The following is a 22,981-nucleotide window of genomic DNA, read 5'->3' on the forward strand; positions in this document are numbered from 1 at the left end:
TTATGTTGCGGGCGTCACCCCGTTCTTCTTGTGAAGTGAAAATCGCCATGCTTGAATTTGCCTCGTCCGATGCTGTGCGGACGACCGGTGACGCGCCGGACGTTTGCCTGCTTAACCCGGAAACATTGCTTCTGATCTGGGATATGCCGACCCGCTTGTGGGCGGTGCCCAAACTTGAAACTACCGAAGGCAAGGCAATCTCGCCGCAAGCCACACTGCGTTTGCCGCTTAATGGTGGCGGCACGCGACTTCTGCGCCTGATCCGTCGGCCCAAGGACGAACCGGTTTCGTTCCTGGCAGAAGCAGGGACTCTTGGCCGCAAAGATGAAATCACCATTGATCCGGAAGGTGATTTTGAATTTGCCAATGCGAGCATGCTGCTTGAAGACGTGACGCCATCGGGACGCTTGTCTCTTATGTCTGCGCTGCTTGGTGCGTGGGCAAGCATGTTTCGTACCCGCCGAAGCAAAAGTTACACCGCATTTCTCAATAAACTGGTTTCCGAAATTGTCGATACGCCACAGCGCGCCAAAGCGGTCGCAAAACTCTCAGATCAGCAGATACTGATCTCGGCCGGGCTGCCGGTGGCGTTTGGTGACATCGAAGCTGTTTATATCGTGTCCTCGTTCGGATTCCGCCGTCTGGCTGTTCCGCCACATGAAAGCAGCGAGGGGCCCCAAGGCAAAAAACAGACCTACATGATCGCTGATCGCGACGGCACTGAGAACGGTGCCTATCTCGTCGTGACCGGCGGACGCGCGCTGGCCATTCGCCATCTGGCGGCGACGCCAGTTTTGCCCTCGTTGTCGCGATGGTGGCTGGCGCGCGGCAAATCCGATGCCGATCTGCGTGAATATATCATTGGCGCAATGGCGCGTGGCGATACCAAGGCCAGAAAGGCCGCGCTTGAATTCCAGCTACGCTGTCCGCTTTCAAGCCAGCGGGTTACGGGTGGCGGTGGCTTGCCCAGTGGTGAGGTCGACCTTGCCGTAACTACTGCGCGTGGCACCCTGATTGGCGGCTGGTATCGTGATCCGGCTGAAATGATCGCCAGCATCGATATTCTTGACAGCAAAGGCACAGCCCATCCATTCGGCGATGGTTTTTATCGTTATGCCGGGAATGTCATGGATGACGACCGAACGGTTTCGGCCACCGGGTTTGTCGGGTTTTATCGTGACATTCAAAGCCAGGTACCGATCCTTCAACCACGCAGTTTGATGCGACTGACCTCGGGCAGTCGTCATCTGATGGTGCCAACCGCCCAGCCGATTGACCCGGCAGAGGCGCGGGCACGCATCCTGCGTGCGGTCCCACCGCAGCACCTGACTGACGAGATCATTGAAAACTGTCTGGCTCCGGTCATTGGTGATTTGCAGCAGAAATTGCTTGCTGCTGCCAAAACGGATCGAACTATCGAGTTTGGTGAGCAGCTTAAAGAGCCCGCTGTTTCGATTGTTGTGCCGCTGTATCGGGTGCTCGATTTCCTGCGTGCTCAGGTTGGTGCCTTTGCCTGTGACCCTTGGATTTCACGGTATTGCGAAGTGATTTACGTTCTGGATTCTCCGGAACAGGCAGAAGAGTGCGAACATCTGCTGCGTGGGTTGCATCTGCTTTATGACATGCCGATGCGTCTGGTGGTCATGACCCGAAATGGGGGATATGCACGGGCCTGCAATTCAGGTGCCGAACAGGCTCGGTCAGACCTGATCGCGATGCTGAATTCGGATGTCATTCCCTATCAGGTTGGCTGGCTGGAATTGATGGCCTCAAAAATGGGCGGTCCGCAGGATGTCGCCGCGGTCGGGCCAAAGCTTTTGTTCGAAGATGGTTCGTTACAGCATGCCGGAATGTATTTTGCCCGCAATGAACGCGGACAATGGCTGAACCATCATTTCTATAAAGGGCTGCCCGATCAGTTCCGTGACGCCAATGTTGAACGATCCGTTCCCGGGATCACCGGGGCCTGCATGCTGTTGCATCGTGGCACGTTCAATGATGTCGGTGGCTTTACCGAAGATTACGTGATCGGCGATTACGAGGACAGTGACCTTTGCCTCAAAATCCGCAAGGCCGATTTCGATATCAAATATGTACCTGACGCCAGCCTTTATCATTTCGAGCGAAAGTCGATCTCGACCCACACCGATTACATGCTTGGTGTGGCGACGCAATACAACGCCTGGCTTCATGCCTCGCGCTGGTCAGACATGCTCGAAGATTTCCACAAAAACGATGTTCCACAGAACCGGCCGCAAAACCGTGTTTCAGATAAAGATGATCAAGGAGAAGCGGCATGAGCCAGGTTCTGGCATTTTCCAACCATGATGAACCGGTGCTCGACGCCAAAAGCGAACAGCATCTGGACTGGCTTTGCGAGCAGATCATCGCCAATCGTTTTCTGCCGGTACCGCCCGAAGAAGCCGTTTTTGTCGGCGATGGCGACTATCGTGCCATCGGTGCCGAATTTCTGGGGCATTTTGTCCGTCGGGCGGGCCTTATGCCTGACCATGATGTGCTTGATATCGGGTGCGGCATAGGGCGGATGGCGGTGCCACTGACCCAGTATCTTGATGCGTCCAATGCGATCTACGAAGGCATTGACCCGGTTGCAAACGGGATTGAATGGTGCAAGCGCACGATTTCACCCGCTTATCCAAATTTTGGTTTCCAGACGCAGGACGTCAAAAACGCGCTGTATAATCCCGAAGGATCCATCGGCGGGCGTGGCATGCGGTTGCCTTTTCAGGATGGTGCATTCGATTTCACCGCAATGATCTCGGTGGCAACCCACTTGCCGCCTGAAGAAATCGAAACCTATTGCGCCGAGGTGTTCCGCGTGCTGCGCCCGGGCGGGAAGCTGTTTCTGACGGCCTTTATCATTCGTGATCCTCAGGAACTTTCATATCCCGGCTGCGACCCGCGTTTAACCAGTCTTGAGAGACTTGAAAACCAGCCGTGCTGGCATCTTAAGGGTGAAAACCCGATGGCGGCTGTTGGCTTTGATGATGGTTTCATCGACGGCGCGATGAGTGCCGCCGGATTTACCCTGAAATCCAAAAGTTTCGGAACCTGGCACGGTGATCAGGCCGATCATTACCAGGACTTCCTGATTGCAGAAAAACCGCGGAGGAACGCATGAACCCACGCATCATGGTTCTGGCTCATAATCATCCCGATTTGCATCCTGGCGGCACCGAGATTTTCGCCCACGATCTGTTTAATGCCTATAAGCGGGCAGGGTGCGAAGCCATTTTCATTGGCGCGACCAACGATATCCATCGTGAACGTCGCCCGGGCACCAGCTTTCAGGCGATCAATGATGCCGGTGATGAAATGCTGTTCTGGGCCGGGCATTTTGACCGGTTCAACATGTCGCAGACAGATCTGTATGCCGTCGCGCCGAATTTTACCGAGCTACTGAAAACCTGGGATCCGGATGTGGTGCATATCCATCATCTGGTTCTTTGGGGGATCGAGTTGCCGATGCTGATCCGCCGTGTTCTGCCGCATTGCCAGATAGTGATGACCTTGCATGACTACTATGCGATTTGCCCGAATGACGGGTTGATGATCCATCGAGGCACCCGTCAGCGTTATCTGGAAGCGGACCGGATTGGCAAACGTTGCGGTCTTGATGGCATTGCGCCGGAACGGTTTTCAATGCGGACGGTCAATCTGCGCAATCATCTTCGCGTTGTTGATCGCTTTCTGTCTCCAAGCGCGTTCCTGCGTGATCGCTATGTCGATTGGGGAATTGACCCGGCAAAGATAGAGGTCATGCACAACGGTCGCCCGTCCGTACCGGCCGCACCCAAACGCGATATGGGGGCCGGGATGCCAAATGTGTTTGGTTATTTCGGCAATCTGAACCCATGGAAGGGGGCGGATGTTCTGCTTGAAGCCAGTCAGAAACTGGCAGCCGATGATGTCGATTTTGAATTGCGTATTCACGGCGGGGCACCGTTCCAGACGGTTGCCTTTAATGAAAAGATTGATGGTCTTTTTGATGCAACCGGTTCGAAAGTTCACCGTATGGGGGCCTATGAACGGGCCGATATTCCCGAACTTATGGCACGTGTCGACTGGATCGTTGTGCCATCAATCTGGTGGGAAAATGCTCCGCTGGTCATTCAGGAAGCGTTCCAGCATGGCCGCCCCGTCATCACAAGCGGCATCGGCGGCATGGCTGAAATGGTCCGCGATGGTCATGACGGCATTCACGTGCGCGCCGATGATCCGGCCGATCTTGCCCGTGTGATGAAGGACTGTGCCACCAATCCGAAACTCTGGAAGAAGCTGTCGGGGCATGTGCGTCCGCCAGCCGGTATCGATGATGTCGCGCAAAAGCACCTTGTGCTGTTTCGCAAGATGATCCGTCCCGATTTCGTCGCGGCCTGACACAGATAAAAGGAGGCATTCATGGCGATTGCCCAGAAAGACCTATCAGAGACATCTGCAAAGCCCGTTGCCAATGATGCGGCAAAAAACGATGCCGAGCAGGCGATCCCGACAATCGAGGGACGCGTTGATGCGATTGACCGTCAACGGTTGTTTGGCTGGGTCTGGTGCCCGGAACGCCCGGATGCGCGCATCGAAGTTATCGTTCGTCTGAACGGGCATACCTTGTTGCGTATGAAGGCCGAAAACGAGCGTGTCGACCTGCGCCGTAATGGCATAGGCGACGGTGCCCACGCATTCGAGGTGGAGCTCCCCGAAGCCGCCTTGGCAAGTGTTGAAAATGTTAGCGTTTTCGCGATTGCGCCTGAAACCGGCGATCAGATCGAGTTGCGCATTCCGTCGCAAAGCGAACAGCAGGCGCAATCGGCCGTCAACGCGCCGCTTTCGAAAATTCTGGACCGGCTTGATCGTTTGCTGGCGGCTCAGCACATTTTGCAAAATGGTCAGCGTGAAGCCGCCAAGCGCCTTGTTGATGCATCCAAGCGCATGGATGAACTGGCGTCTGCCGATGACGGGATCGAGGCCGGTGTGAAGCTTGTTCGTACCGGGCAGGACGAACTGACCCGTCGTGTTGAGGAACTGGAAGTTTTCCTGGTTCGCTTCGACAAGTCACTTGGCGGATTTGACGAACGTCTTTCCGTATTGACCGAGCGGCATCGCAACGATCTGAAAACGCCGCTTTTGGTGCTGTCCTGCCTGATTGGTGTGACGGTCGGACTTTCCATCGGCGCAATGGTTTGGTGAGGCAGGGCGTCATGACAAAGGCCACCAATCATAGCGAATTGCTCGAAAGTAGCGGCAGCGCGGATTTTTCGGCGCCGTCATTTGTAATGACGGTGCCGTTCGGTCTGGCTGAACTGTTTTTCAATTCACAATCACAAGAAATGACAAGGAGGGCAGGGCATGACTGAACCGTCTGGAATGCCGCTGGACGGCAGGACCGTTGTGGCCGCTTTGGTCGATGACGGGCTTGCGCTTATGGCGGGTGTCGGTGCTGCGATGCCCGCGACAATCGATGTATTCCTGAACGGTCAAGCTGATGCCAAGGTTCAGGCATCAATCATCAGCTGGCGTCGTGCCGATGGCCCACCCGAGGCTGCTTTTGGTTTTGTCGCACTTCTGCCGATGCAGAATGTATCGCAACGCCGATTGAAAACGGCCCTGTTCAAGGCACCGGGACAGCCCGGAGAATATCGGATTGAAAGCCGCTCGCAGGGACTTGAATCCATTCTATCTGCCGTGGCCGAGCAATCCGGGTCGGCATTCGCGACCGTGATTGACGGCGTTATCGAAGCGCTTCTGGCTGGCAACCCGAACAAGAAGCGTCTGCGCACTGTGGCTGCCCTTGTCCGGATTGCTGCACGAAGCAACGGCTTTATCGAAGTTCTGGGTGGTCTGGAAGAAGGCGATATTTACATTCAGGGCTGGTCGAGCAATTTCCCGACCGGCCGCACCCGCGTGATCGCGATAGACGAAGGCCCGGTTCTTGCCGAACTGACCAGTGCTGAATTTCAACGCGATGATCTTGGTGAACATGCATCGGGCGTTACCGGGCTTATGGCTGGCGACACCAGGATCAATCCGAGCAAGTTGCAGCGCGTTTATTTCCGTGGTCGTGATGGCTGGTTCTCGATCGAGGTTTATCAGCAGCGCGTGCTGGTTGCCTTGCAAGACGTGCCTGCACATATCCGTTCTGTTCTGGATCGGGTAAAGGCGCCCGATAACATCCTTGCGCAAATCCGGATGGCAGCCCATCGCTTCGATGGTCGCGATACTGTTTCCGAACTGGATCGTCCGGTGCGGATCGGGATCGACTTTTCGCTGGTGATAGAAGGCAGTGGCATTCTGGTATCGGGCTGGATGCTTGACCCGGATCGCGCGGTTGAAACCGTCATGTTGCGCGTTGGCGGTGAAGCGGTTCGGATTGATGATCGCTGGACCCGGCAGTCACGGCCCGACGTTACCAATGCATTTCTGAACGATCCGATGTTTTCGGGGCTTAACCCGGCACGCAACAGCCATGGTTTTCTGGTGTTCTGTCCGCTGGAAGATACACCGTCATCCGATCAGCCGGTTTATCTGGAACTGGCCATATCCGACGCGTTCCCGGCCTATTGCCCGCTAAATCCTACCCGTGCGTCGGCGCGACAGGCCTTGTCGCGGGTTCTGCCGTCCCTTGATCCGCGTTCGGTTACGGCATCAAACAGCATCGAACGACAGTTTGGGCCGATGTTGCAGAACATGACGGCGCAAAACCCGTTTGCCATCGATACCCATGATATCGGCAATTTCGATGAAGACGCGCCAGTTGCCCTGATCGTTGGTGTTGACGACACGATTAGCGATATCGGTGTGACTATTGCCTTGCTTGGCCTTGATGAGGTCACGCGCCATCTGCCGATTGTGATTGCAGGCCCCGCCGAAAGTTTTGATCAGGTCGGCAGCGACATGATGAGGCTGGCGGCCTTTTACAAACTTAATGTCCGCATCGTTTTTGCCGAGGGCGTCGAGGATTTCTGCGATGCGCTTGAGGTTGGCGTTGCTGCAACGAATTCCGAAACAATCGCGTTGGTGTCAGCACACATCCTGCCGCATGACACAGGCTGGTTCGAGCCATTGCTGGCGGCTTATCGCAAACGCGGCAGCAAATGCGTCGTCTGTCCGACGATCCTGTTTGAAGATGATTCCGTCCGTTGGGCAGGCACCTGGATCGAGGGCGATGTTGACGGGCAGTATTTGTCGGATCGTTATGTCGGTTATCCGCGTGCCGTTCTGGCCGACGCCGAACCGACAGAAGTCAGTGCCGGAACCCCGGAATGCTGCGTCATGCCGCGCAAGGCATTCGAAGACATAAACGGTTTTACCCGTGGCTATATTGGCCCGTCGGAAAAGGGGCTCGACCTTGCGCTGAAACTGCGCATGGGCGGAACGGCGTCATGGTGGATTCCGGAAATCGAAGTCCTGGGGAGCGAACAATCGATAACAAGCGCCCCCGCCTGGGAGGAACTTTCGCATCGTCTTGACCGCTGGGCGTTTGATCGCCGCTGGTCATTGGTCGTCTCAAATTTGCGGAGCCACAATCATGCCGTCGACTGACCTGCGTGTCCTCATCATTTCTCACGGACATCCCAGCATGTCGCTGGGCGGGGCCGAAGTGGCCTCCTACAACCTGCATAAAGGCTTGAACGAACTGGACGGGGTGGAAAGCTTCTATCTGGCCCGTGTCGGTCATCCGGTGCCGCGTCACGGTGCGTCTGCACTGATGAGCTTGCGCCAGAAAGATAACGAAATCCTGTATCATGCAGAAAACTATGATCATTTTCTGCTGTCGAACGGGAATACTGACGAAATTGATCGCGATCTGTTGCGCTTTGTGCGCGATTATGAGCCGGATGTTGTGCATTTTCACCACTATCTCGGCCTCGGTTTGGAAACGATCTATGCGATCCGCGAAGCCCTGCCGGATGCGGCGATCTTCTTTACCTTCCACGAATTCCTGACGATCTGTCACAACCATGGACAGATGGTAAAAAGCGGCGGGACGAAGCTTTGCAACCGGGCAAGCCCCATCGAATGTAACGGCTGTTTCCAGAACATCTCGCCGGCATCCTTCCTGCGTCGTGAACGGTTCATCAAGGCGATGCTTAATCTGGCCGATCATTATGTGTCGCCCAGCGATTTTTTGGCGGACCGGTTTGTCGACTGGGGATTGGATCGTGACAAGATGTCGGTGATCGAAAACGGTCTGGACGTCAAGGAGGCGGCAAATACCCGGGCACTTTCCAAGGCGCAACCACGCCGGTCGCGTTTCGCGTTCTTTGGTCAACTGACCATGTTCAAGGGTGCTGATATCCTGCTTGATGCGGTGGGCCGTGTGCCTGATGACATCTGGGGGGATGATGCCCGGATGATGATCTTTGGTGGCAACCTTGAACGACAACCCATTGAATATCAGGAAAAAGTTCACGACCTGATCGAAAAGGCCGGTGAACGTGTCCGGTTCTATGGCGCTTATCAGAACAGCGAAATGCCCAAACTGATGGAGCTTGCCGACTGGACGATCATTCCGTCGATCTGGTGGGAAAATTCACCGATCGTCATTCAGGAAGCCTTCTTCCATGGGCGTCCGATGATCTGTTCCAACATCGGTGGCATGGCCGAAAAAATTACTGATGGCGTCAATGGTCTGCATTTCCGTGTCGGCAGTGCCGAAGACCTTGCCGACCGTCTTGTTGATGCCCTTACCGACAATAAAATCTGGGATCGGATGCGTGAGGGGATTCCTCGCCCGCCGACCTATATCGATTGCGCCGAGCAACATCTCGCGCAGTACCGGGAGGTTCTCGAGACCCGCCCGATGTCTGTGACTCCTGTGTCGCAGCACTCCGTCGCCAGCACGGCATAACGATAATCAGAAGTCACCTAGCCAAGGAGAAATACTATGGCGCGCGTTCTCGTAATGATTCCATCGGGCGAAGTCTACGACCATGATTGTGTCCGCTGGTACAATTATCAGGATATTCAACGTAGTATCGACCACTATCACAATATTGGCGATGCGTTCGTATACGATTCATCACTGAAATTGATGAATTATGACAAACTTGGCGTTCTGCCGATTGCAGAGCCCAAAATGGAAGATATTGATCGTCTGCGTGAAGAATACGATTACGTCTTCCTGCGTGGGTCGAACTATATCCATTCTGACATGGATTGGCGCAATACCATCGAAGTCCTCGAACGGCTGCGCTTGCCTGTTCTGGGTTTTGGTATCGGTGCGCAGGCTCCGGTCAAGGGCAAGCTGGAATTGTCCGACCAGACCAAACGCGTCTTGCGGATGATGGCCGATTCCACGACTTCAATCGGTGTGCGCGGGGCTTACACTGCCCAGGTTCTTTGGGATCTGGGTATTACCAATGTTCGCATTGTCGGGTGTCCGACGGCCTTCCGGTCCAATAATCCGGACATGCGCATCAAGCTCCCGTCGCTTGACGCTGTACGCAATGTCGGTATCACCCTGCGGCGCGAAGTTTCCCCAGCCTACGCACAGAACATTGAACGGTATCTGACTTTCCATCGCGATCTGGTCAAGGAACTGGCACATCGGTTCGATGACATCACCCTGATGGCCCAGGGCGAACCCGAAGAAAAGAAACTGGTTTTCGGGACCAATGCCCAGAAAGAAGAGGCAATGCAGGCCCTTAAAAACAACGATTGGGTCAAGAACTGGTATCTCGATCCGACGATGGAAAAGCTGTATCGCGAAAAGCTGTTCTATTCCGATGTCGTGGCCGATTACGAACATCTGGTCCGTACCAAGGATTGTGTTCTGGGCTATCGCTTGCACGGCAATCTGATGGCGTTGTCGAACGGTGTTCCATCGATCTATTTCACCTATGACAGCCGCACTGTGGAATTTGCCGAAACCTATCAGATTCCTTCCTATGACGTGTTCTCGAAAAAGGAATTCGTGCTTGAGGATTACTGGAATCAGGATCTGTTCGACAAATTCAATCGCGCCTGGTTCCAAACCTATCGCGAGATGGCAACGTTCCTGACGGAAAACAATATCGATCACAAGATGGTCGATGTGATGGCCCGAGACGCTCAGCCCGAGCGCAAGGTCGCCTGATTAAACCCGGTGCAGCCATTTCGCACCGTACTATCGGGCGGAATGGCTGTGCCACCACAAGCATGTCCGCAAACGGGCAGCGATAGCAAGGAGACACGGCAATGACTGTACTTGTAACGGGTGGCGCAGGTTATATCGGTAGCCACGCAGCGCTTGCACTTCTGGATGCCGGGCGACATGTCGTCGTCCTCGATAACCTTAGTCAGGGGCACCGCTGGGCTGTTCCGGCCGGGGCTGCCTTTGTCGAAGGTGACTGCGGCGATTATGAGCTGGTTCGCAAACTCATCACCGATCACGATGTGACGGCAATCATGCATTTTGCGGGCTCGATCATCGTGCCGGAATCGGTCGTTTATCCGCTTGATTATTACTACAACAACACGGTGAATTCGCGTGCTTTGGCACAGGCCGCTGTTGATGCCGGTATCCGGCATTTCATCTTTTCCTCGACCGCAGGTGTTTATGGTGAACCGGCCAAAACCCCGATACTTGAAGATTTCCCGTCAAAACCGATTTCGCCTTATGGCACGTCGAAAATGATGACGGAAAAGATGCTGGCCGATGCCTCGGTTGCCCATGACATGAATTATGTCGCATTGCGCTATTTCAATGTTGCCGGTGCGGATCCCAAAGGTCGGGCAGGGCAGACGTCACGCAAGGCGACCCATCTGATCAAGATTGCAAGCCAGGCGGCGACCGGTGTCCGCTCGCATCTGGAAATCTATGGCGAAGATTACGAAACCCCCGATGGCACCTGTATTCGCGATTACATCCATGTTTCCGACCTTGCCAATGCGCATGTTCTTGCATTGGAATATCTGGAAAATGGTGGCGAAAGCGACGTGATGAATTGTGGTTACGGTCGCGGTTTCTCCGTCAAGGAAGTGATTTCGGCGGTCAAGGAAGTATCAGGCGTTGATTTCCCGGTCAAACTGGCCGAACGCCGGCCGGGTGATCCCGCGGCGCTGATTGCCGGAGCAGACCGTGTTCGTGAAAAACTCGGTTGGGTGCCGAAACATGATGATCTTGAAATGATCGTGCGTCATGCCCTTGACTGGGAGGAAAGCCTGAAAAACCGTCAGGTGGTCGACGCCGCATAACACCCGAGCGCCAGAAAGGGAGGAAACGTCCATTACGAGCAAGCGGTTCAGAAGGATCAAAATGGCCCGAACCGCCATAGCAGGAGTACCAGAAATGAGCCAGATAACCCCCTCAACTGGCCAGAGGCCCCGTATCGGCGTTCTCATGCCGGCAGGCAGAGTTGTCGAAAATGTCGGAGTGGTAACGCATACTTTTGGATCCCCGGAAAAAGCCACTCGGCTATTTACCAATATCGGTGACTGCTTCGTCTATGACTCATCCCTGAGAATTCTTGATTACGCTGAACTCTATCCTATTTATGCTTCGGCCAATGGCGATATTTCAGAAGCCCAGATCGAAAAAATCAACCAGCTTGATTATCTGTTTCTGCGCGGATCGAATTACATCCATACCAACGGTCAATGGGACCCGATCATTCGAGTGCTGGAGCGAACCAAAGTTCCGGTAATTGCATTTGGTATTGGTGTGCAAACACCTGACAATTCCGAAGACTACGTCAATGAGTCGACCAAGCGTTTCCTTCAAATCGTATCTCATCGGTCGGCAACGCTGGGGGTGCGCGGGAATCTTTCGAAAAAGGCGCTGAACTCGATCGGGATCAAGAATGTCCGCGTTTTTGGGTGTCCGACGGCGTTCCGCCACTGCAAACCGAAACTCAGTCTCCCCCGCATCAAGGCCAACGAAATTAAAAGGCTTGGTTTTACCCTAAGGCGCAAAACACATGGTTTTGGGACGCTGCAACGCTATTTGATGCGCACACTTGCGGAACGATATCAGACCGAATTCCTGTGTGCGGGTGAACTGGAAGAAAAGGCCATTTTCTATGCCCGCTGCAACCAGATTGCCAACGCGGACGAAGTGATGGCAAAGGCCGTCAATCAGCTTATCAAGGAACGCTGGCTTTACGGTGAAAACGACCCGATCCTGCAACTGTATAAATCGTCACTGGCGGTTTTCGAAACGGTGGCAGATTTCGAGGAAGCAGAACGGCATCTTGATGCCGTAACCGGCTTCCGTCTGCATGGTAATCTTCTGGCGCTCGCCAACGAAGTGCCTGCGCTTTACATCACCTACGACACGCGAACTCGCGAATTTGTCAAAACGCTGGGCATTCCGCATGTCGACGGTCGCTATATCGACAAGTTTTCCTTCGAAGAAGCCTGGGATCAGGCAGATTTCGGCCATTTCGAGGAAACCTACCAGATGCGGTTTGGCGAACTTAAAACCTTCCTTGAAGAGAACGGCATGGCGCACCGCCTTGGTGCAACTCCGACCCCTTACGTGGTTGAGGCGGCGTAACCATGCTGCTCGGGCATGACCGGTTTCCTCGTTTCGGTCATGCCCGGTTTTCTTTTCATTGTGAACGGCTATGGATGGATAAGTGTTAAACAGATCGCATATCCGCTACGCGACGATATTGATTGCAACCGTGCTGTCGGGCGGCGGCATACTTGCTTTTTCATCGCCGAATTCTGCGGCGCTGGAACTTACCGTCACCGGGTCGGAAAAGGTCATTTTCGATAGCGACGTTGCCGGATGCGACGGGCATCATCTGCCCGATGCGCCGGCACGCGCCTTTCGCGACGACAGGGGGCGCATGATCATGTTCGCACCCAACTTCCAAAATCGCGCCTTTGTCGGCTATGGTTTTGACAGCCTGAAACCCGATTGCGACAGCCGGTTTATGGCGGCCGGTAAAGCACAGCCCGATCTTCTGGATGACCGCACCTGGATTCACGCGATCTATACCAGCGACGGCAAGGATGTTTACGCGCTTGGCAGTGCCAGCTTTATGCCGTATCGGCACGAAATGCCGTGCAAGGACAGGACCAAGCGCATTGATTGCTGGATCAATGGACTTGTGACCCTGAAATCGACCGACGGCGGCAAGACGTTCAGCTATCTTGGCAAACCGCCTCATCACGCACCCTTTCCGCCACCCGAACCTTATCGCGATGACCGCAAACGTGCGCCAAGCTACGTAACCGTGACCAACATCATCAATTGGCAGAATTATCTTTATGCCATTGTCTGGCGACGGGAAGAGGAATGGAAAAATTCGCGCAATTGTCTGGTCCGCGCCCCTGCCAATGACCCGTCAAGCTGGCAGGTTTGGGATGGCGAGGATTTCATCGACGCTGCCCGCCTGACTGAAAACGGATGGCATGTCAAACAGACTGATTGCGCCCGCGTTGGGCCAAGAGGCATTACCTCGATCCGGGGGCTGGTGCGACACGAAGGCACCAATAACTTTATTGCGATCTATCAGCACCGGCAACGCAACAAGGACGGTACAGATCGTCACGGAATCTTTTATTCGACGTCGGCAGATATGAAAAACTGGTCGGATCCGCAGTTCCTTCTGGATGAGGATCTGGACCCCGATGCCGGACCGGGGGATCCGTTTGCGGCATATGCCACCATGATTGATGAAGACAGTCAGGATCGGCTTTTCAGCACGGTGGATGACGAGGCCAGCCTCGTGTTCGTGCGTTTGATCCCAAAGCCTCATAACGGGAAGTGGCGGGTGCCGCGACAGTTGGTACGTTTCCCCGTTTCCATCAGGAAGTAAAAGGATAAGGCCATGGAATTTGATCGTTTTGACATTGACGGGCCGGTGCTTTTTGTCCCCAACCGTCATCGTGACCCGCGTGGAACATTTGCCGAAACCTTCCGTGAGGATGAATTTCGTGCGGCAATTGGCGATGTAACACTCGTGCAGGAAAACCAGTCCATCAGTAAACCGATCAACACCATTCGTGGTTTGCATTACCAATCCGAACCCCATGTTCAGGGTAAGCTGGTCCGGGTGACAACGGGGGAGATCATGGATATCGCCGTTGATATTCGCCCGCATTCACCGACTTTCGGGCAGCATATCAAGATCAAACTGTCGGCGGAAAACTGGTATCAGCTATGGATACCGCCGGGGTTTGCCCATGGTTTCCGTACCATGAGGCCCGACACCACCGTGATTTACAAGGTGTCGGATTATTACAGCCCTGAAAATGACCGTGGGATCGCGTGGAATGACCCTGATCTTCAGATCGATTGGGAATTATTTGGTCAGCAGCCCGTACTATCGGAAAAAGACAGAGCGCAGCCCGCATTGATCGAACTGTTTTCAGTTGATGTTGCGCGTGCGGCGGCGGCGCATCATGCTCTTGCCGGGGATATCGGGCGTTATCACGCGTCGACGGGTGATTGATATAGCGGGGCCAGCGCAATCAGGCTTTCGTCCGGGATTTTATCGTTGATTGCGTTGATGTTCTTTTCAAGCGTCCTGCCCAGGGCGTGCACGAGGACCTTTTCCACTTTGCCGTCGTTGGCCATTTGCAAAAGGATGGATAAAGATTCTGTGACGCTGAAGGGTTCTTTGTAGGATCGCCGTTCAAGCAGCGCACCCATGATATCGCAAACGGTCAGAATACGGGTCAGATCACGAATTTGGTCACCTGACAGGCCATCAGGGTAGCCAGTGCCGTTCAGGAATTCATGATGATGCAGGATGGCATCCAGAACGTCTTCGTCAATGCCGCCTTGCCGGGAAAGGAACCGGTAACCCGCCAAGGGATGGGTACGGATGACGTCAAACTCTTCGGGGGTTAATTTTCCCGGCTTATCAAGGATTGCAGCCGGGATATCGACCTTGCCGATATCATGCAGCAATCCGGCGATGGTCAGCTTTTCGATATCGCCGCGCCGCATTCCCATTGCAGTAGCAAACGAGCAGGCAAGACCGGTTACGATCAGGATGTGCTGGAAGGTTGTCTGGTGATAGGCCCGCACCGTCGATAGCCATTCATTTACACCGACATCGCCAATGGTTTTTGCAACTTCCTCGCCGGTTGCCGCAACTTCGTCAAGGTCGACGGGCCTGTTTGCTCCGAACTGGGTGAAGGTTTTTTCAAGTGTCTTTGCTGCTGCGTTTATCGCTTTGGTCGCTGTCGGGGTAAATATGCCCTCCGCCTCGCGAATGTCTTCGATAATCTTTGCCAGCCCGACATCGTTTAACGGTTTGTGCGTTGTCTTGCGCGCGCCAAGAGTGGTCGCCTGCAATTCTTCCTGCAGGTTGCCTTTGGTGATCGCGAAAATCTGTTTGCAGCGGGCAGGAGCCGTTTTGCGAAACGCTGTCAGCTTGGTGATATTATCGGCCTTCGCAAGATCGATATCCAGAACGATGGTTTGCGCATCCAGCGGAATTTTATCAGCAATGGACGAGACCCGAATGTCAAAACCAAGCAGGGATACCGGCATCAAAGCCGTGCGGTCGCTTTCGCACACGACATGCAATATGTTTTGGGTTCCGGTGGTCAACGAAGTGCCATGAGACTGAATTCCTGCCCGATATTATCGCTTGTATTCGTATGAATATAAGGATTTTATCAAGCAATTAGAAGCCTCTAATCAAAAAATTATGCGGCCAGTGCTGCAATCACCTGTTGTTTGCTTAAGATGCCGACCGTTTCTTGCCTGTCGTTAATCACGGCCATTGATCCCTCGGTCGCCAGTGCGACGGGCAGGATATCTTCAAGGCGCATGTCCCCGGCAATCCTGGGCCAACCCGCATTGACGTCGCTGCCATTTGCAACGGGCTGCATCAAGGTACGGGCACGCAGTACCCGTGATCTGTTCACATCGCGGGTGAAGGCACGTACATACGCATCAGCGGGCTGCATGATGATTTCTTCGGGTCGACCGACCTGAATGAGTTTGCCATCCTTCAGGATCGCAATCCGATCGCCCAGCTTAAGTGCCTCGTCCAGATCATGGGTAATGAACACGATGGTTTTATGAAGCTCGCCCTGAAGTTTCATCAACTCATCCTGCATGTCATTGCGGATGAGTGGATCAAGGGCTGAAAATGCCTCGTCCATCAGAAGGACTTCGGGATCGGTTGTTAAAGCACGGGCAAGGCCCACGCGCTGCTGCATGCCGCCTGAAAGCTGATCGGGGAATTTATCTTCGTATCCGGCAAGGCCGACCCGTTCGATCCAGTTGCGAGCCGCATCTTCGCGTGGTTTGCGATCATTCCCCTGAATTTCCAAACCATAGCCGACATTGTCGATCACACTGCGGTGGGGCAAAAGCCCGAAGCGCTGAAACACCATGCCAAGCCTTTTGCGCCGAAATGCATTCAATTCACTGATGCTCATGGCAAGGATATCGGTGCCGTCAAAAAGGACTTCGCCTGACGTCGGATCAATCAGGCGGTTCAGATGCCGGATCAGGGTTGATTTTCCTGACCCCGAAAGCCCCATAACCACAAATGTTTCACCCCGTTCGACAGAGAGTGATACATCATGCAGGCCGACCGTATGGCCGGTCTTGGCAAGGATTTCATCCTTATCGGCACCGTCTTGCGCCAGTTTAAGTGCTGTTTGCGGATCCGGGCCGAAGATTTTGAAAATATTGCGGATTTCAATATAACTCATGGCTTTTCCTCCGCCTTGTGACTGCGTTGGGAACGTCTGCCATAAGCCTGACCGATCCGGTCAAACACAACCGCCAGAAGCACAATCGCAATACCGGCCTCCATACCCGCACCAACATCAAGGCGCTGGATGCCCATCAATACCTGTTCACCAAGGCCGCGCGCACCGATCATGGATGCAATCACCACCATCGAGATCGACATCATTGTCGTCTGATTGATCCCGGCCATGATGTTGGGCAGGGCGAGGGGGAGTTGCACTTTCCAGAGGATTTGCTTGCGGCTGGCTCCGAATGACCGGGATGCTTCAAGAACTTCGGCATCGACCAGCCTGATGCCCAGATCGGTCAGACGGATTACCGGCGGGGCCGCGTAAATCACAGTTGCAAGGATAGCTGGTACCTTGCCCAGCCCAAACAGCATCAGGGCAGGGATCAGATACACAAAGCTTGGCATGGTCTGCATGGTGTCAAGGATCGGCAGCATTACGGCGCGTAGCCGGTTTGACATCGCCATCGCAATACCGACCGGAACGCCGATGATCACCGAAAGTGACGTTGCCACGATCATCAGGGCAAGGGTCTGCATAGCCTTGTCCCAAAGCCCCAGCGATCCGATGGCAATCATTGCGATTGCCAGTCCGGCGGCAATTTTCCAGTTGCGGCTGGCATGAAATCCGATGACCGCAACCGCGATCACCACGATCCACCAAGGCGTTCCGCGCAGGATTTGTTCAAGCCAGACCAGAATTGTCAGCAGGCTGTCGGCAAACGCTTCAAAAGCATCGCCATAATTCACCACCAGCCAGTCGACAAAGCGATTGACCCATTTGCCCAAGGGCACATTCAATTGTTCTGGAAACATCGTGCGCGTCCGGCCGGTTGTGTTCAGAAAATCAATGAACGTAGGAGCCTAGCAATATGATCCCGCCTACGCACGATTAATTGCTTGAGGGACTGACATCTCCTGACAGTTTTTTGCGTCAGGAACTGATAATAAAACAGCCCGCCCCATTCAGGCGGGCTGCTTTACACGTCAAAGACGTCAAAGCTTAAAAGCCTTAACGCGATTACATCGCAGCTTTACGTGCTTCTTCAAGCCAGCCATCGAATTTCGCCTGGTTGGCTTTGATCCAGGCATCGGCATGACGGTCGATATCCTCGGCCGATTTTTCGCCATCGCGCATGCGAAGGTTCTGGGCCGAGATGTCATTGGCTGACAGTTCCATGATCGCAAACAGTCTCGCTGCAGCCGGGTTTTCTTCGGCCCATGCCTTGTTGGCGATGATCTGCTGATTGTTCACCTGGAAGCCATAGTTCGAACCGTCCGGAAGGGCGGTATCGGCTTCCTTGTTTTCACCCGGGAGCGACGAGAACGGAACCTGCAACCATGTAACGTCCTTGCCCGGTACGAGAACGCCCGAAACCCAATAAGGGGTCCAGGTGTAATACAGGATCGGCTCGCCAGCCTTATAACGGGTGATGGTGTCGGCGATGATCGCCGAATAGGAACCCTGATTGTGGGCCACCGTGTCGCGCAGGTCATAGGCATCAAGGTGATGTTCGATCACACCTTCGCAGCCCCAACCCGGGTTGCAGCCCGCAAGATCAGCTTTTCCGTCGCCGTTATTGTCAAAAATCTTGGCGATTTCCGGATCGGACAACTGGCTGATATTGGTGATGTTGTGTTCATCAGCGGTTTTCTTGTCGATCAGATAACCCTGCAACGCGCCCGGTGAATATACACCTTCGCGATAGATTTTCTCATCGCCACCGGCTGCCTTGTAGAAATCGGCATGTAGCGGGTTCCAGTGATCGGCCATGAAAGTTGCATCGCCATTACCAATGGCAACGTGACCTGCGGCATATTCGATTTCCTGGATATCCTGGACGTCATAGCCAAGTTCTTCAAGCGCCTTGTTCACCAGAACGGTCTGGAATGTTTCTTCGGCGATCGAGCTTTTAAGCGGCTGAACTTCAACGCCTTCGCCCGGTTTCATGTTGTCGGCAAAAGCAGTGCCGCTGATCAGAAACGAGCTGGTCACAGCAATGGCTGCACCGGTGGAAAGTTTCTTCAGGATCGTCATTAGCTTCTCCTTGTTGATTGATTGGAGCAGTTTTCTGCCCTTGTTTTCAAACCGGCGTGCCGGTTATTTTTTGCCCATAAGGGAACGGATAGCTGCGGCCGGGCCGCTTTCGTACCAGTGGCGGGTGCCCTTGCTGCGGCTATCCTGACCAAGCGCCTGCGTCATGCGGTCAAGCACGATGGCCAGAAGGACAATCCCGACACCGCCAACTGTGGCAAGGCCCATGTCAAGGCGACCAATGCCGCGCAAAACCATCTGACCAAGGCCGCCAACAGCGATCATCGAGGCGATCACCACCATCGAAAGGGCAAGCATCAGGGTCTGGTTCACACCTGCCATGATTGTCGGCATGGCAAGTGGAAGCTGAACACGGAACAGAAGCTGTTTCGGGCTGGCGCCAAAGGAACGAGCCGCTTCGACCAGATCGCCGGGCACCTGACGGATACCCAGAATGGTCAGGCGGATCAGTGGCGGCAGGGCAAAGATGATGGTCACCACCACGCCCGGAACGTTGCCAATACCAAACAGCATCACGATAGGCACAAGGTAAACAAACGCAGGTGTTGTCTGCATTGCGTCAAGGACGGGGCGTGCCGTATTTGCTGCCCGTTCATTGCGCGCCAGCCAGATACCGGTCGGCAGGCCCAGGACCACGCAGAACAGAACCGATGTTATAACCAATGATAATGTCACCATGGCTTCTGACCAGGCACCGATCAGACCAACGGCAATCATCGAAATCAAAGTACCAATCGCAAGGCGACGACCGGCCAACTGCCACGCAATCAATGACAGGATCAGAATGACAATGATGGCTGGTGTTGCCTGCAACCCGGTTTCGACACCGGATAGGACCGCATCAATCGGCCAGCGGATCGCCTGAAAGACGCTGCGAAAGTTATCGACGACCCATTCCAGCCCATGATTGACCCAGATATCAAGTGGAATGACCGCATCCTGAAACGGATGGAGGATATCAAAATGATGTTCCGGGGCAGGGGCGGCATTCGCAAGCCAGTCTCCTGCCGTGTCAGAAGCGTCACCGCCGCCCCATGGATTGGATGCGCCGTTCCGGGCCGCATCGGCGGCACCTGATGTGGTTGCGTCTTTTGCTGCATCTGCCGCGCCGGTATCGGTGGCAGCACCCCACGGATTGCTGTTATCAGCCATTTGCGCCATCTCCTTCGCGGTCGAGAGTCGCCAAAAGATTGGCTCTGTTGATTACGCCAAGATATTTGCCGTTTTCATTGACGACCGGCACGCCGCACGGCGTATGTGCCACGGTTCCGATCAGGTCGGAAAGCTGGGTGTCATGGGAAACGGCTTCGATATCAGGCAGGAAAGCTGCTGAAAGTTTGTCGGCACCTGATTTGATCGCCTGATCGACGCTGTCGACGGAAATGATCCCGTGGAAATCAAGCTTGTCACCAACGATATAGCCATATTCGCGGTCTTCGTTACGCAGGCGGTTAAGGGCTGTTTTAAGGCCAACACCTTCGCGTTCGATCACAGTAACCTGGCGTTTTACGACGATATCCTTGGCCGTAAGAATTGTTGAGACATCAACACCACGGAAGAACGATTTGACATAGTCATTGGCCGGATTGTTGAGGATTTCCTCAGGCGTTCCGACCTGAACGACAATGCCGCCCTCCATGATCGCGATACGGTCACCGATGCGCATCGCTTCATCCAGATCGTGCGAGATGAAGATGATGGTGCGCTTGTGTTCACGTTGCAGGGTTAGAAGTTCGTCCTGCATTTCTGTACGGATCAGCGGATCAAGGGCGGAAAATGCTTCGTCCATCAACATAACGGATGGGTCGTTGGCAAGGGCACGGGCAAGGCCGACGCGCTGCTGCATGCCACCCGAAAGTTCATCGGGGTATGAATTGGCCTGTGCTTTCAGTCCGACCTGATCAAGCGCATTCAGGGCGCGCTCATGGCGTTCATTTTCGGCAACACCCGCCAATTCTAGGCCAAATGCTGCATTTTCGACGACGCTCATATGGGGCATCAGTGCAAAGGACTGGAATACCATGGACATGTCCCTGCGGCGTAATTCGCGCAATTCCTCGTCATTCATGGCGGCAATGTCGGTGCCGTCATAAAGAACCTGGCCCGACGTCGGCTCGATCAAACGGTTCAGCAGGCGAACAAGTGTCGATTTTCCAGATCCCGAAAGCCCCATCACAACGAAAATCTCACCCTGGCGGACGGTGAAGCTGGCGCCGCAAACCCCGACGGTTTGTCCGGTTTTGTCAAAAATTTCGGCTTTGTCGATCCCGTCATTGATCATCTGCATTGCCTGATCAGGACGGTCGCCAAAGACTTTATAAAGGTCCTTTACAACGATTTTATCGGTCATTGGCCCTTGTCATTTGTTGTTGTCGGACAACAAGCGTCGTCGATCCCGGGTTCCGGAAACCACGCGATGTCATCCATTGAAAATGTCATGTCGAGACAGGTGTGATCTTTGCGCCGGATCGCGCCTGCTCCCCCAATTTCGTCACATTCTGTGTTTTGATAGTTACAGATCAAAACATTTGATGTCAAATTATAATGGCGCTAAGTTGGCCCGATAACATGACAGGGAGAACGGCGCGTATGATCACGGATCAGCAGAAAAGAAGAGAGTTTCTCGATGTTCTGGTCGCGCTGAGGCAGATCATTCGTGCAACCGATCTGCATTCAAAACATGTGATGAAGGTTTGTGGTCTTACTGTTCCGCAGCTTGTCGTGCTTCTGGCAATCGAAGAATTGGGGGCGGTGACGGTCAAGGAAATCTCGCGGCACGTCTCGCTTAGTCAGGCAACCGTTACGACGATCCTGAACCGGCTTGAAGATCGCGGTTTTATCGAGCGGGCCCGCAACGCGGATGACAAGAGGGTGGTCAATAGTCGCCTTACCGACAAGGGGCTTGCCGTACTGAGCGATACGCCACCGCTGATGGACGGTGAATTCATGCAGCGCTATGAAATGCTTGATATGAACGAACGCAGCCGTATCCTGACCTCATTGCAGCATGTTGCCCGCCTGATGGATACCGAAGAAGTCGACCCCAGGCCGCCGACCGGACACGATCGGTTTTCCGTGGACTAGAATGGGGCAATCCGGATTGCCTCGATTGTTTCTACCCCTAACCAATTTTGAAGGCGCAGCAAAAAGGGGCAGATCGAAATCTGCCCCGTGATCAATATTTGCAAGACCGCATTGCGATCAGGTTGATACCTGTTTTTAAAGCGCGGCCTCAACCCGCTCTGCCACTTTCTCCGGCACCCAGGCTTTCCAAACGTCCGGCTTTTCTTTCAGGAAATAAAGTGCTGCATCTTCGGGCTTTTCTTCGTTTTCCTGCATATAGGCCAGCATTTCCGAAACCATGGCGTTGCTGGTTTCATAATGCGTCAGGAATTCGATCAGTTTGGGCGCTGATTTCATGAATTCCGTATTAACCCCGACCGTAACCGTGCTTTCGGGATAGGCCGTGGCTTTTTTCGGGTTTGGATCTGTTTTCAGCTTGTCGAAGATCGACTGATCATAGGCCGGTTCTTCAAGGCGATAGCTGTCATAAAGACCCATCACCCATGTCGGCCCCCAATAGTAATAAAGTGCTGGCTCGCCACGCTTGTGCGCAGAGGCGATTGCCGCAGAAAGCGCTGCACCGGTGCCCGGGCGGAAGTTGGTGAAGCTGTCATCAAGGCCATAGGCCACGAGTTTCGCCGAATTGACCTTTTCGCAAACCCAGCCCGCCGGGCAATTGTAAAAGCGGCCTTTGTCCGGTTCTTCGGCGTCTTCGAACAGTTTGGCGTATTTGGGCAGATCATCGACCGACTTCAGATCGGGCGCCATCGGCTCGATCCCGCGTTCCTTATCGCCTTCGATCACATAACGCGGCACGAACCAGCCTTCGACCGCATCATCGAAATTCACCCCGATTTGGGTAACATTTCCGGCGGCCTCTGCCTTTTTCCATGCGTCTGCCACGTTATCGCGCCAGATTTCCATGACAACGTCGATGTCGCCTTTACCCGCACCGGTCAAAAGCGGAATCACATCACCGGGCAGGGCGTCGGTCTGGCAGCCATAACCCTTTTCAATGATAAAGCGCGCGACAGCATTGTGGAAAAGTGCGCTGTCATAATTCAGCCCGGCGAACATCACCGGGCGATCAATCTCGCAACTGGCATCTTGTGCCTGTGCGCTTGTGTGCGTGGAAAATGCAAGGCCAGCGGCCATAAGCATTGCGGCTCCGGTAGGCAGGATGTTC

The 22,981-nt window shown here is 54.2% G+C and carries 20 protein-coding genes; 13 read left to right on the forward strand and 7 right to left on the reverse strand.

Annotated features, from left to right (window positions below; genetic code table 11):
• Positions 1-47 precede the first annotated feature (47 nt).
• From TH3_RS08750 to rfbC, 12 genes are all read left to right on the forward strand, one after another.
• Positions 48-2,300: a glycosyltransferase gene (locus tag TH3_RS08750; RefSeq protein WP_007089966.1), complete on the forward strand. Its 2,253-nt coding sequence runs from the start codon at positions 48-50 to the stop codon at positions 2,298-2,300.
• The gene (locus tag TH3_RS08755; protein ID WP_007089965.1) at positions 2,297-3,142 is read left to right on the forward strand and encodes a class I SAM-dependent methyltransferase; all 846 of its coding nucleotides are present in this window, start codon (positions 2,297-2,299) and stop codon (positions 3,140-3,142) included. The genes TH3_RS08750 and TH3_RS08755 overlap by 4 nt, the downstream gene beginning before the upstream one ends.
• The gene (locus TH3_RS08760) at positions 3,139-4,401 is read left to right on the forward strand and encodes a glycosyltransferase family 4 protein (RefSeq protein ID WP_007089964.1); all 1,263 of its coding nucleotides are present in this window, start codon (positions 3,139-3,141) and stop codon (positions 4,399-4,401) included. The genes TH3_RS08755 and TH3_RS08760 overlap by 4 nt, the downstream gene beginning before the upstream one ends.
• 21 nt (positions 4,402-4,422) lie before the next feature.
• The gene (locus TH3_RS08765; protein WP_007089963.1) at positions 4,423-5,205 is read left to right on the forward strand and encodes a hypothetical protein; all 783 of its coding nucleotides are present in this window, start codon (positions 4,423-4,425) and stop codon (positions 5,203-5,205) included.
• 11 nt (positions 5,206-5,216) lie between these two features.
• Positions 5,217-5,372, forward strand: a complete 156-nt coding sequence (locus tag TH3_RS23060; protein WP_156962649.1) for a hypothetical protein — start codon at positions 5,217-5,219, stop codon at positions 5,370-5,372.
• Positions 5,365-7,557, forward strand: coding sequence for a glycosyltransferase family 2 protein (locus TH3_RS08770; RefSeq protein WP_007089962.1), 2,193 nt, complete (start codon positions 5,365-5,367; stop codon positions 7,555-7,557). Before TH3_RS23060 ends, TH3_RS08770 begins: the two co-directional genes overlap by 8 nt.
• Positions 7,544-8,866: a glycosyltransferase family 4 protein gene (locus TH3_RS08775; protein WP_007089961.1), complete on the forward strand. Its 1,323-nt coding sequence runs from the start codon at positions 7,544-7,546 to the stop codon at positions 8,864-8,866. Before TH3_RS08770 ends, TH3_RS08775 begins: the two co-directional genes overlap by 14 nt.
• Positions 8,867-8,902: 36 nt before the next feature.
• Positions 8,903-10,093, forward strand: coding sequence for a polysaccharide pyruvyl transferase family protein (locus TH3_RS08780; protein WP_007089960.1), 1,191 nt, complete (start codon positions 8,903-8,905; stop codon positions 10,091-10,093).
• Between the two features lie 101 nt (positions 10,094-10,194).
• A complete protein-coding gene (gene galE, locus TH3_RS08785; RefSeq protein ID WP_007089959.1) occupies positions 10,195-11,193 on the forward strand; it encodes a UDP-glucose 4-epimerase GalE in 999 nt (332 codons plus the stop codon).
• Positions 11,194-11,338: 145 nt separating this feature from the next.
• Positions 11,339-12,493, forward strand: coding sequence for a polysaccharide pyruvyl transferase family protein (locus TH3_RS08790; RefSeq protein ID WP_007089958.1), 1,155 nt, complete (start codon positions 11,339-11,341; stop codon positions 12,491-12,493).
• An 82-nt stretch (positions 12,494-12,575) separates the two neighbouring features.
• Positions 12,576-13,766, forward strand: a complete 1,191-nt coding sequence (locus TH3_RS08795; protein WP_007089957.1) for a hypothetical protein — start codon at positions 12,576-12,578, stop codon at positions 13,764-13,766.
• A gap of 12 nt (positions 13,767-13,778) precedes the next feature.
• Complete coding sequence (rfbC, locus tag TH3_RS08800; protein ID WP_007089956.1) at positions 13,779-14,402, forward strand: dTDP-4-dehydrorhamnose 3,5-epimerase; 624 nt, start codon at positions 13,779-13,781, stop codon at positions 14,400-14,402.
• Here rfbC and TH3_RS22370 read toward each other — a convergent pair.
• The 6 genes from TH3_RS22370 to proV form a co-directional block, all read right to left on the reverse strand.
• Positions 14,381-15,451: an HD-GYP domain-containing protein gene (locus tag TH3_RS22370; RefSeq protein WP_139328162.1), complete on the reverse strand. Its 1,071-nt coding sequence runs from the start codon at positions 15,449-15,451 to the stop codon at positions 14,381-14,383. The genes rfbC and TH3_RS22370 overlap by 22 nt on opposite strands.
• A 158-nt stretch (positions 15,452-15,609) precedes the next feature.
• On the reverse strand, positions 15,610-16,629 hold the full coding sequence (locus tag TH3_RS08810) for a quaternary amine ABC transporter ATP-binding protein (RefSeq protein WP_007089954.1): 1,020 nt from the start codon (positions 16,627-16,629) through the stop codon (positions 15,610-15,612).
• A complete protein-coding gene (locus tag TH3_RS08815) occupies positions 16,626-17,492 on the reverse strand; it encodes an ABC transporter permease (protein ID WP_007089953.1) in 867 nt (288 codons plus the stop codon). The genes TH3_RS08810 and TH3_RS08815 overlap by 4 nt, the downstream gene beginning before the upstream one ends.
• Positions 17,493-17,697: 205 nt before the next feature.
• The gene (proX, locus tag TH3_RS08820) at positions 17,698-18,714 is read right to left on the reverse strand and encodes a glycine betaine/L-proline ABC transporter substrate-binding protein ProX (protein WP_007089952.1); all 1,017 of its coding nucleotides are present in this window, start codon (positions 18,712-18,714) and stop codon (positions 17,698-17,700) included.
• 63 nt (positions 18,715-18,777) lie between these two features.
• Positions 18,778-19,884, reverse strand: a complete 1,107-nt coding sequence (gene proW, locus TH3_RS08825) for a glycine betaine/L-proline ABC transporter permease ProW (RefSeq protein ID WP_007089951.1) — start codon at positions 19,882-19,884, stop codon at positions 18,778-18,780.
• Entirely contained in the window at positions 19,877-21,082 is a 1,206-nt protein-coding gene (proV, locus tag TH3_RS08830; protein WP_007089950.1) for a glycine betaine/L-proline ABC transporter ATP-binding protein ProV, read from the reverse strand. Before proV ends, proW begins: the two co-directional genes overlap by 8 nt.
• Before the next feature lie 239 nt (positions 21,083-21,321).
• On the opposite strand from proV, the gene TH3_RS08835 reads away from it, so the two are divergent.
• Positions 21,322-21,816: a MarR family winged helix-turn-helix transcriptional regulator gene (locus TH3_RS08835; protein ID WP_007089949.1), complete on the forward strand. Its 495-nt coding sequence runs from the start codon at positions 21,322-21,324 to the stop codon at positions 21,814-21,816.
• 135 nt (positions 21,817-21,951) lie between these two features.
• On the opposite strand, the gene TH3_RS08840 is transcribed toward TH3_RS08835, so the two are convergent.
• Positions 21,952-22,956: an ABC transporter substrate-binding protein gene (locus TH3_RS08840; RefSeq protein WP_233421859.1), complete on the reverse strand. Its 1,005-nt coding sequence runs from the start codon at positions 22,954-22,956 to the stop codon at positions 21,952-21,954.
• Between the last annotated feature and the right edge of the window lie 25 nt (positions 22,957-22,981).

This window comes from Thalassospira xiamenensis M-5 = DSM 17429, from assembly GCF_000300235.2.
Classification (GTDB): Bacteria; Pseudomonadota; Alphaproteobacteria; order Rhodospirillales; family Thalassospiraceae; genus Thalassospira; species Thalassospira xiamenensis.

Excerpts from the sequence above, each read along its gene's own strand:
- TH3_RS08750 (WP_007089966.1), top strand. The coding sequence starts at position 48 with ATGCTTGAATTTGCCTCGTCCGATGCTGTGCGGACGACCGGTGACGCG.
- TH3_RS08755 (WP_007089965.1), top strand. The coding sequence starts at position 2,297 with ATGAGCCAGGTTCTGGCATTTTCCAACCATGATGAACCGGTGCTCGAC.
- TH3_RS08760 (WP_007089964.1), top strand. The coding sequence starts at position 3,139 with ATGAACCCACGCATCATGGTTCTGGCTCATAATCATCCCGATTTGCAT.
- TH3_RS08765 (WP_007089963.1), top strand. The coding sequence starts at position 4,423 with ATGGCGATTGCCCAGAAAGACCTATCAGAGACATCTGCAAAGCCCGTT.
- TH3_RS23060 (WP_156962649.1), top strand. The coding sequence starts at position 5,217 with ATGACAAAGGCCACCAATCATAGCGAATTGCTCGAAAGTAGCGGCAGC.
- TH3_RS08770 (WP_007089962.1), top strand. The coding sequence starts at position 5,365 with ATGACTGAACCGTCTGGAATGCCGCTGGACGGCAGGACCGTTGTGGCC.
- TH3_RS08775 (WP_007089961.1), top strand. The coding sequence starts at position 7,544 with ATGCCGTCGACTGACCTGCGTGTCCTCATCATTTCTCACGGACATCCC.
- TH3_RS08780 (WP_007089960.1), top strand. The coding sequence starts at position 8,903 with ATGGCGCGCGTTCTCGTAATGATTCCATCGGGCGAAGTCTACGACCAT.
- galE (WP_007089959.1), top strand. The coding sequence starts at position 10,195 with ATGACTGTACTTGTAACGGGTGGCGCAGGTTATATCGGTAGCCACGCA.
- TH3_RS08790 (WP_007089958.1), top strand. The coding sequence starts at position 11,339 with ATGCCGGCAGGCAGAGTTGTCGAAAATGTCGGAGTGGTAACGCATACT.
- rfbC (WP_007089956.1), top strand. The coding sequence starts at position 13,779 with ATGGAATTTGATCGTTTTGACATTGACGGGCCGGTGCTTTTTGTCCCC.
- TH3_RS22370 (WP_139328162.1), bottom strand. The coding sequence starts at position 15,451 with ATGCCGGTATCCCTGCTTGGTTTTGACATTCGGGTCTCGTCCATTGCT.
- TH3_RS08810 (WP_007089954.1), bottom strand. The coding sequence starts at position 16,629 with ATGAGTTATATTGAAATCCGCAATATTTTCAAAATCTTCGGCCCGGAT.
- TH3_RS08815 (WP_007089953.1), bottom strand. The coding sequence starts at position 17,492 with ATGTTTCCAGAACAATTGAATGTGCCCTTGGGCAAATGGGTCAATCGC.
- proX (WP_007089952.1), bottom strand. The coding sequence starts at position 18,714 with ATGACGATCCTGAAGAAACTTTCCACCGGTGCAGCCATTGCTGTGACC.
- proW (WP_007089951.1), bottom strand. The coding sequence starts at position 19,884 with ATGGCTGATAACAGCAATCCGTGGGGTGCTGCCACCGATACCGGCGCG.
- proV (WP_007089950.1), bottom strand. The coding sequence starts at position 21,082 with ATGACCGATAAAATCGTTGTAAAGGACCTTTATAAAGTCTTTGGCGAC.
- TH3_RS08835 (WP_007089949.1), top strand. The coding sequence starts at position 21,322 with ATGATCACGGATCAGCAGAAAAGAAGAGAGTTTCTCGATGTTCTGGTC.
- TH3_RS08840 (WP_233421859.1), bottom strand. The coding sequence starts at position 22,956 with ATGCTTATGGCCGCTGGCCTTGCATTTTCCACGCACACAAGCGCACAG.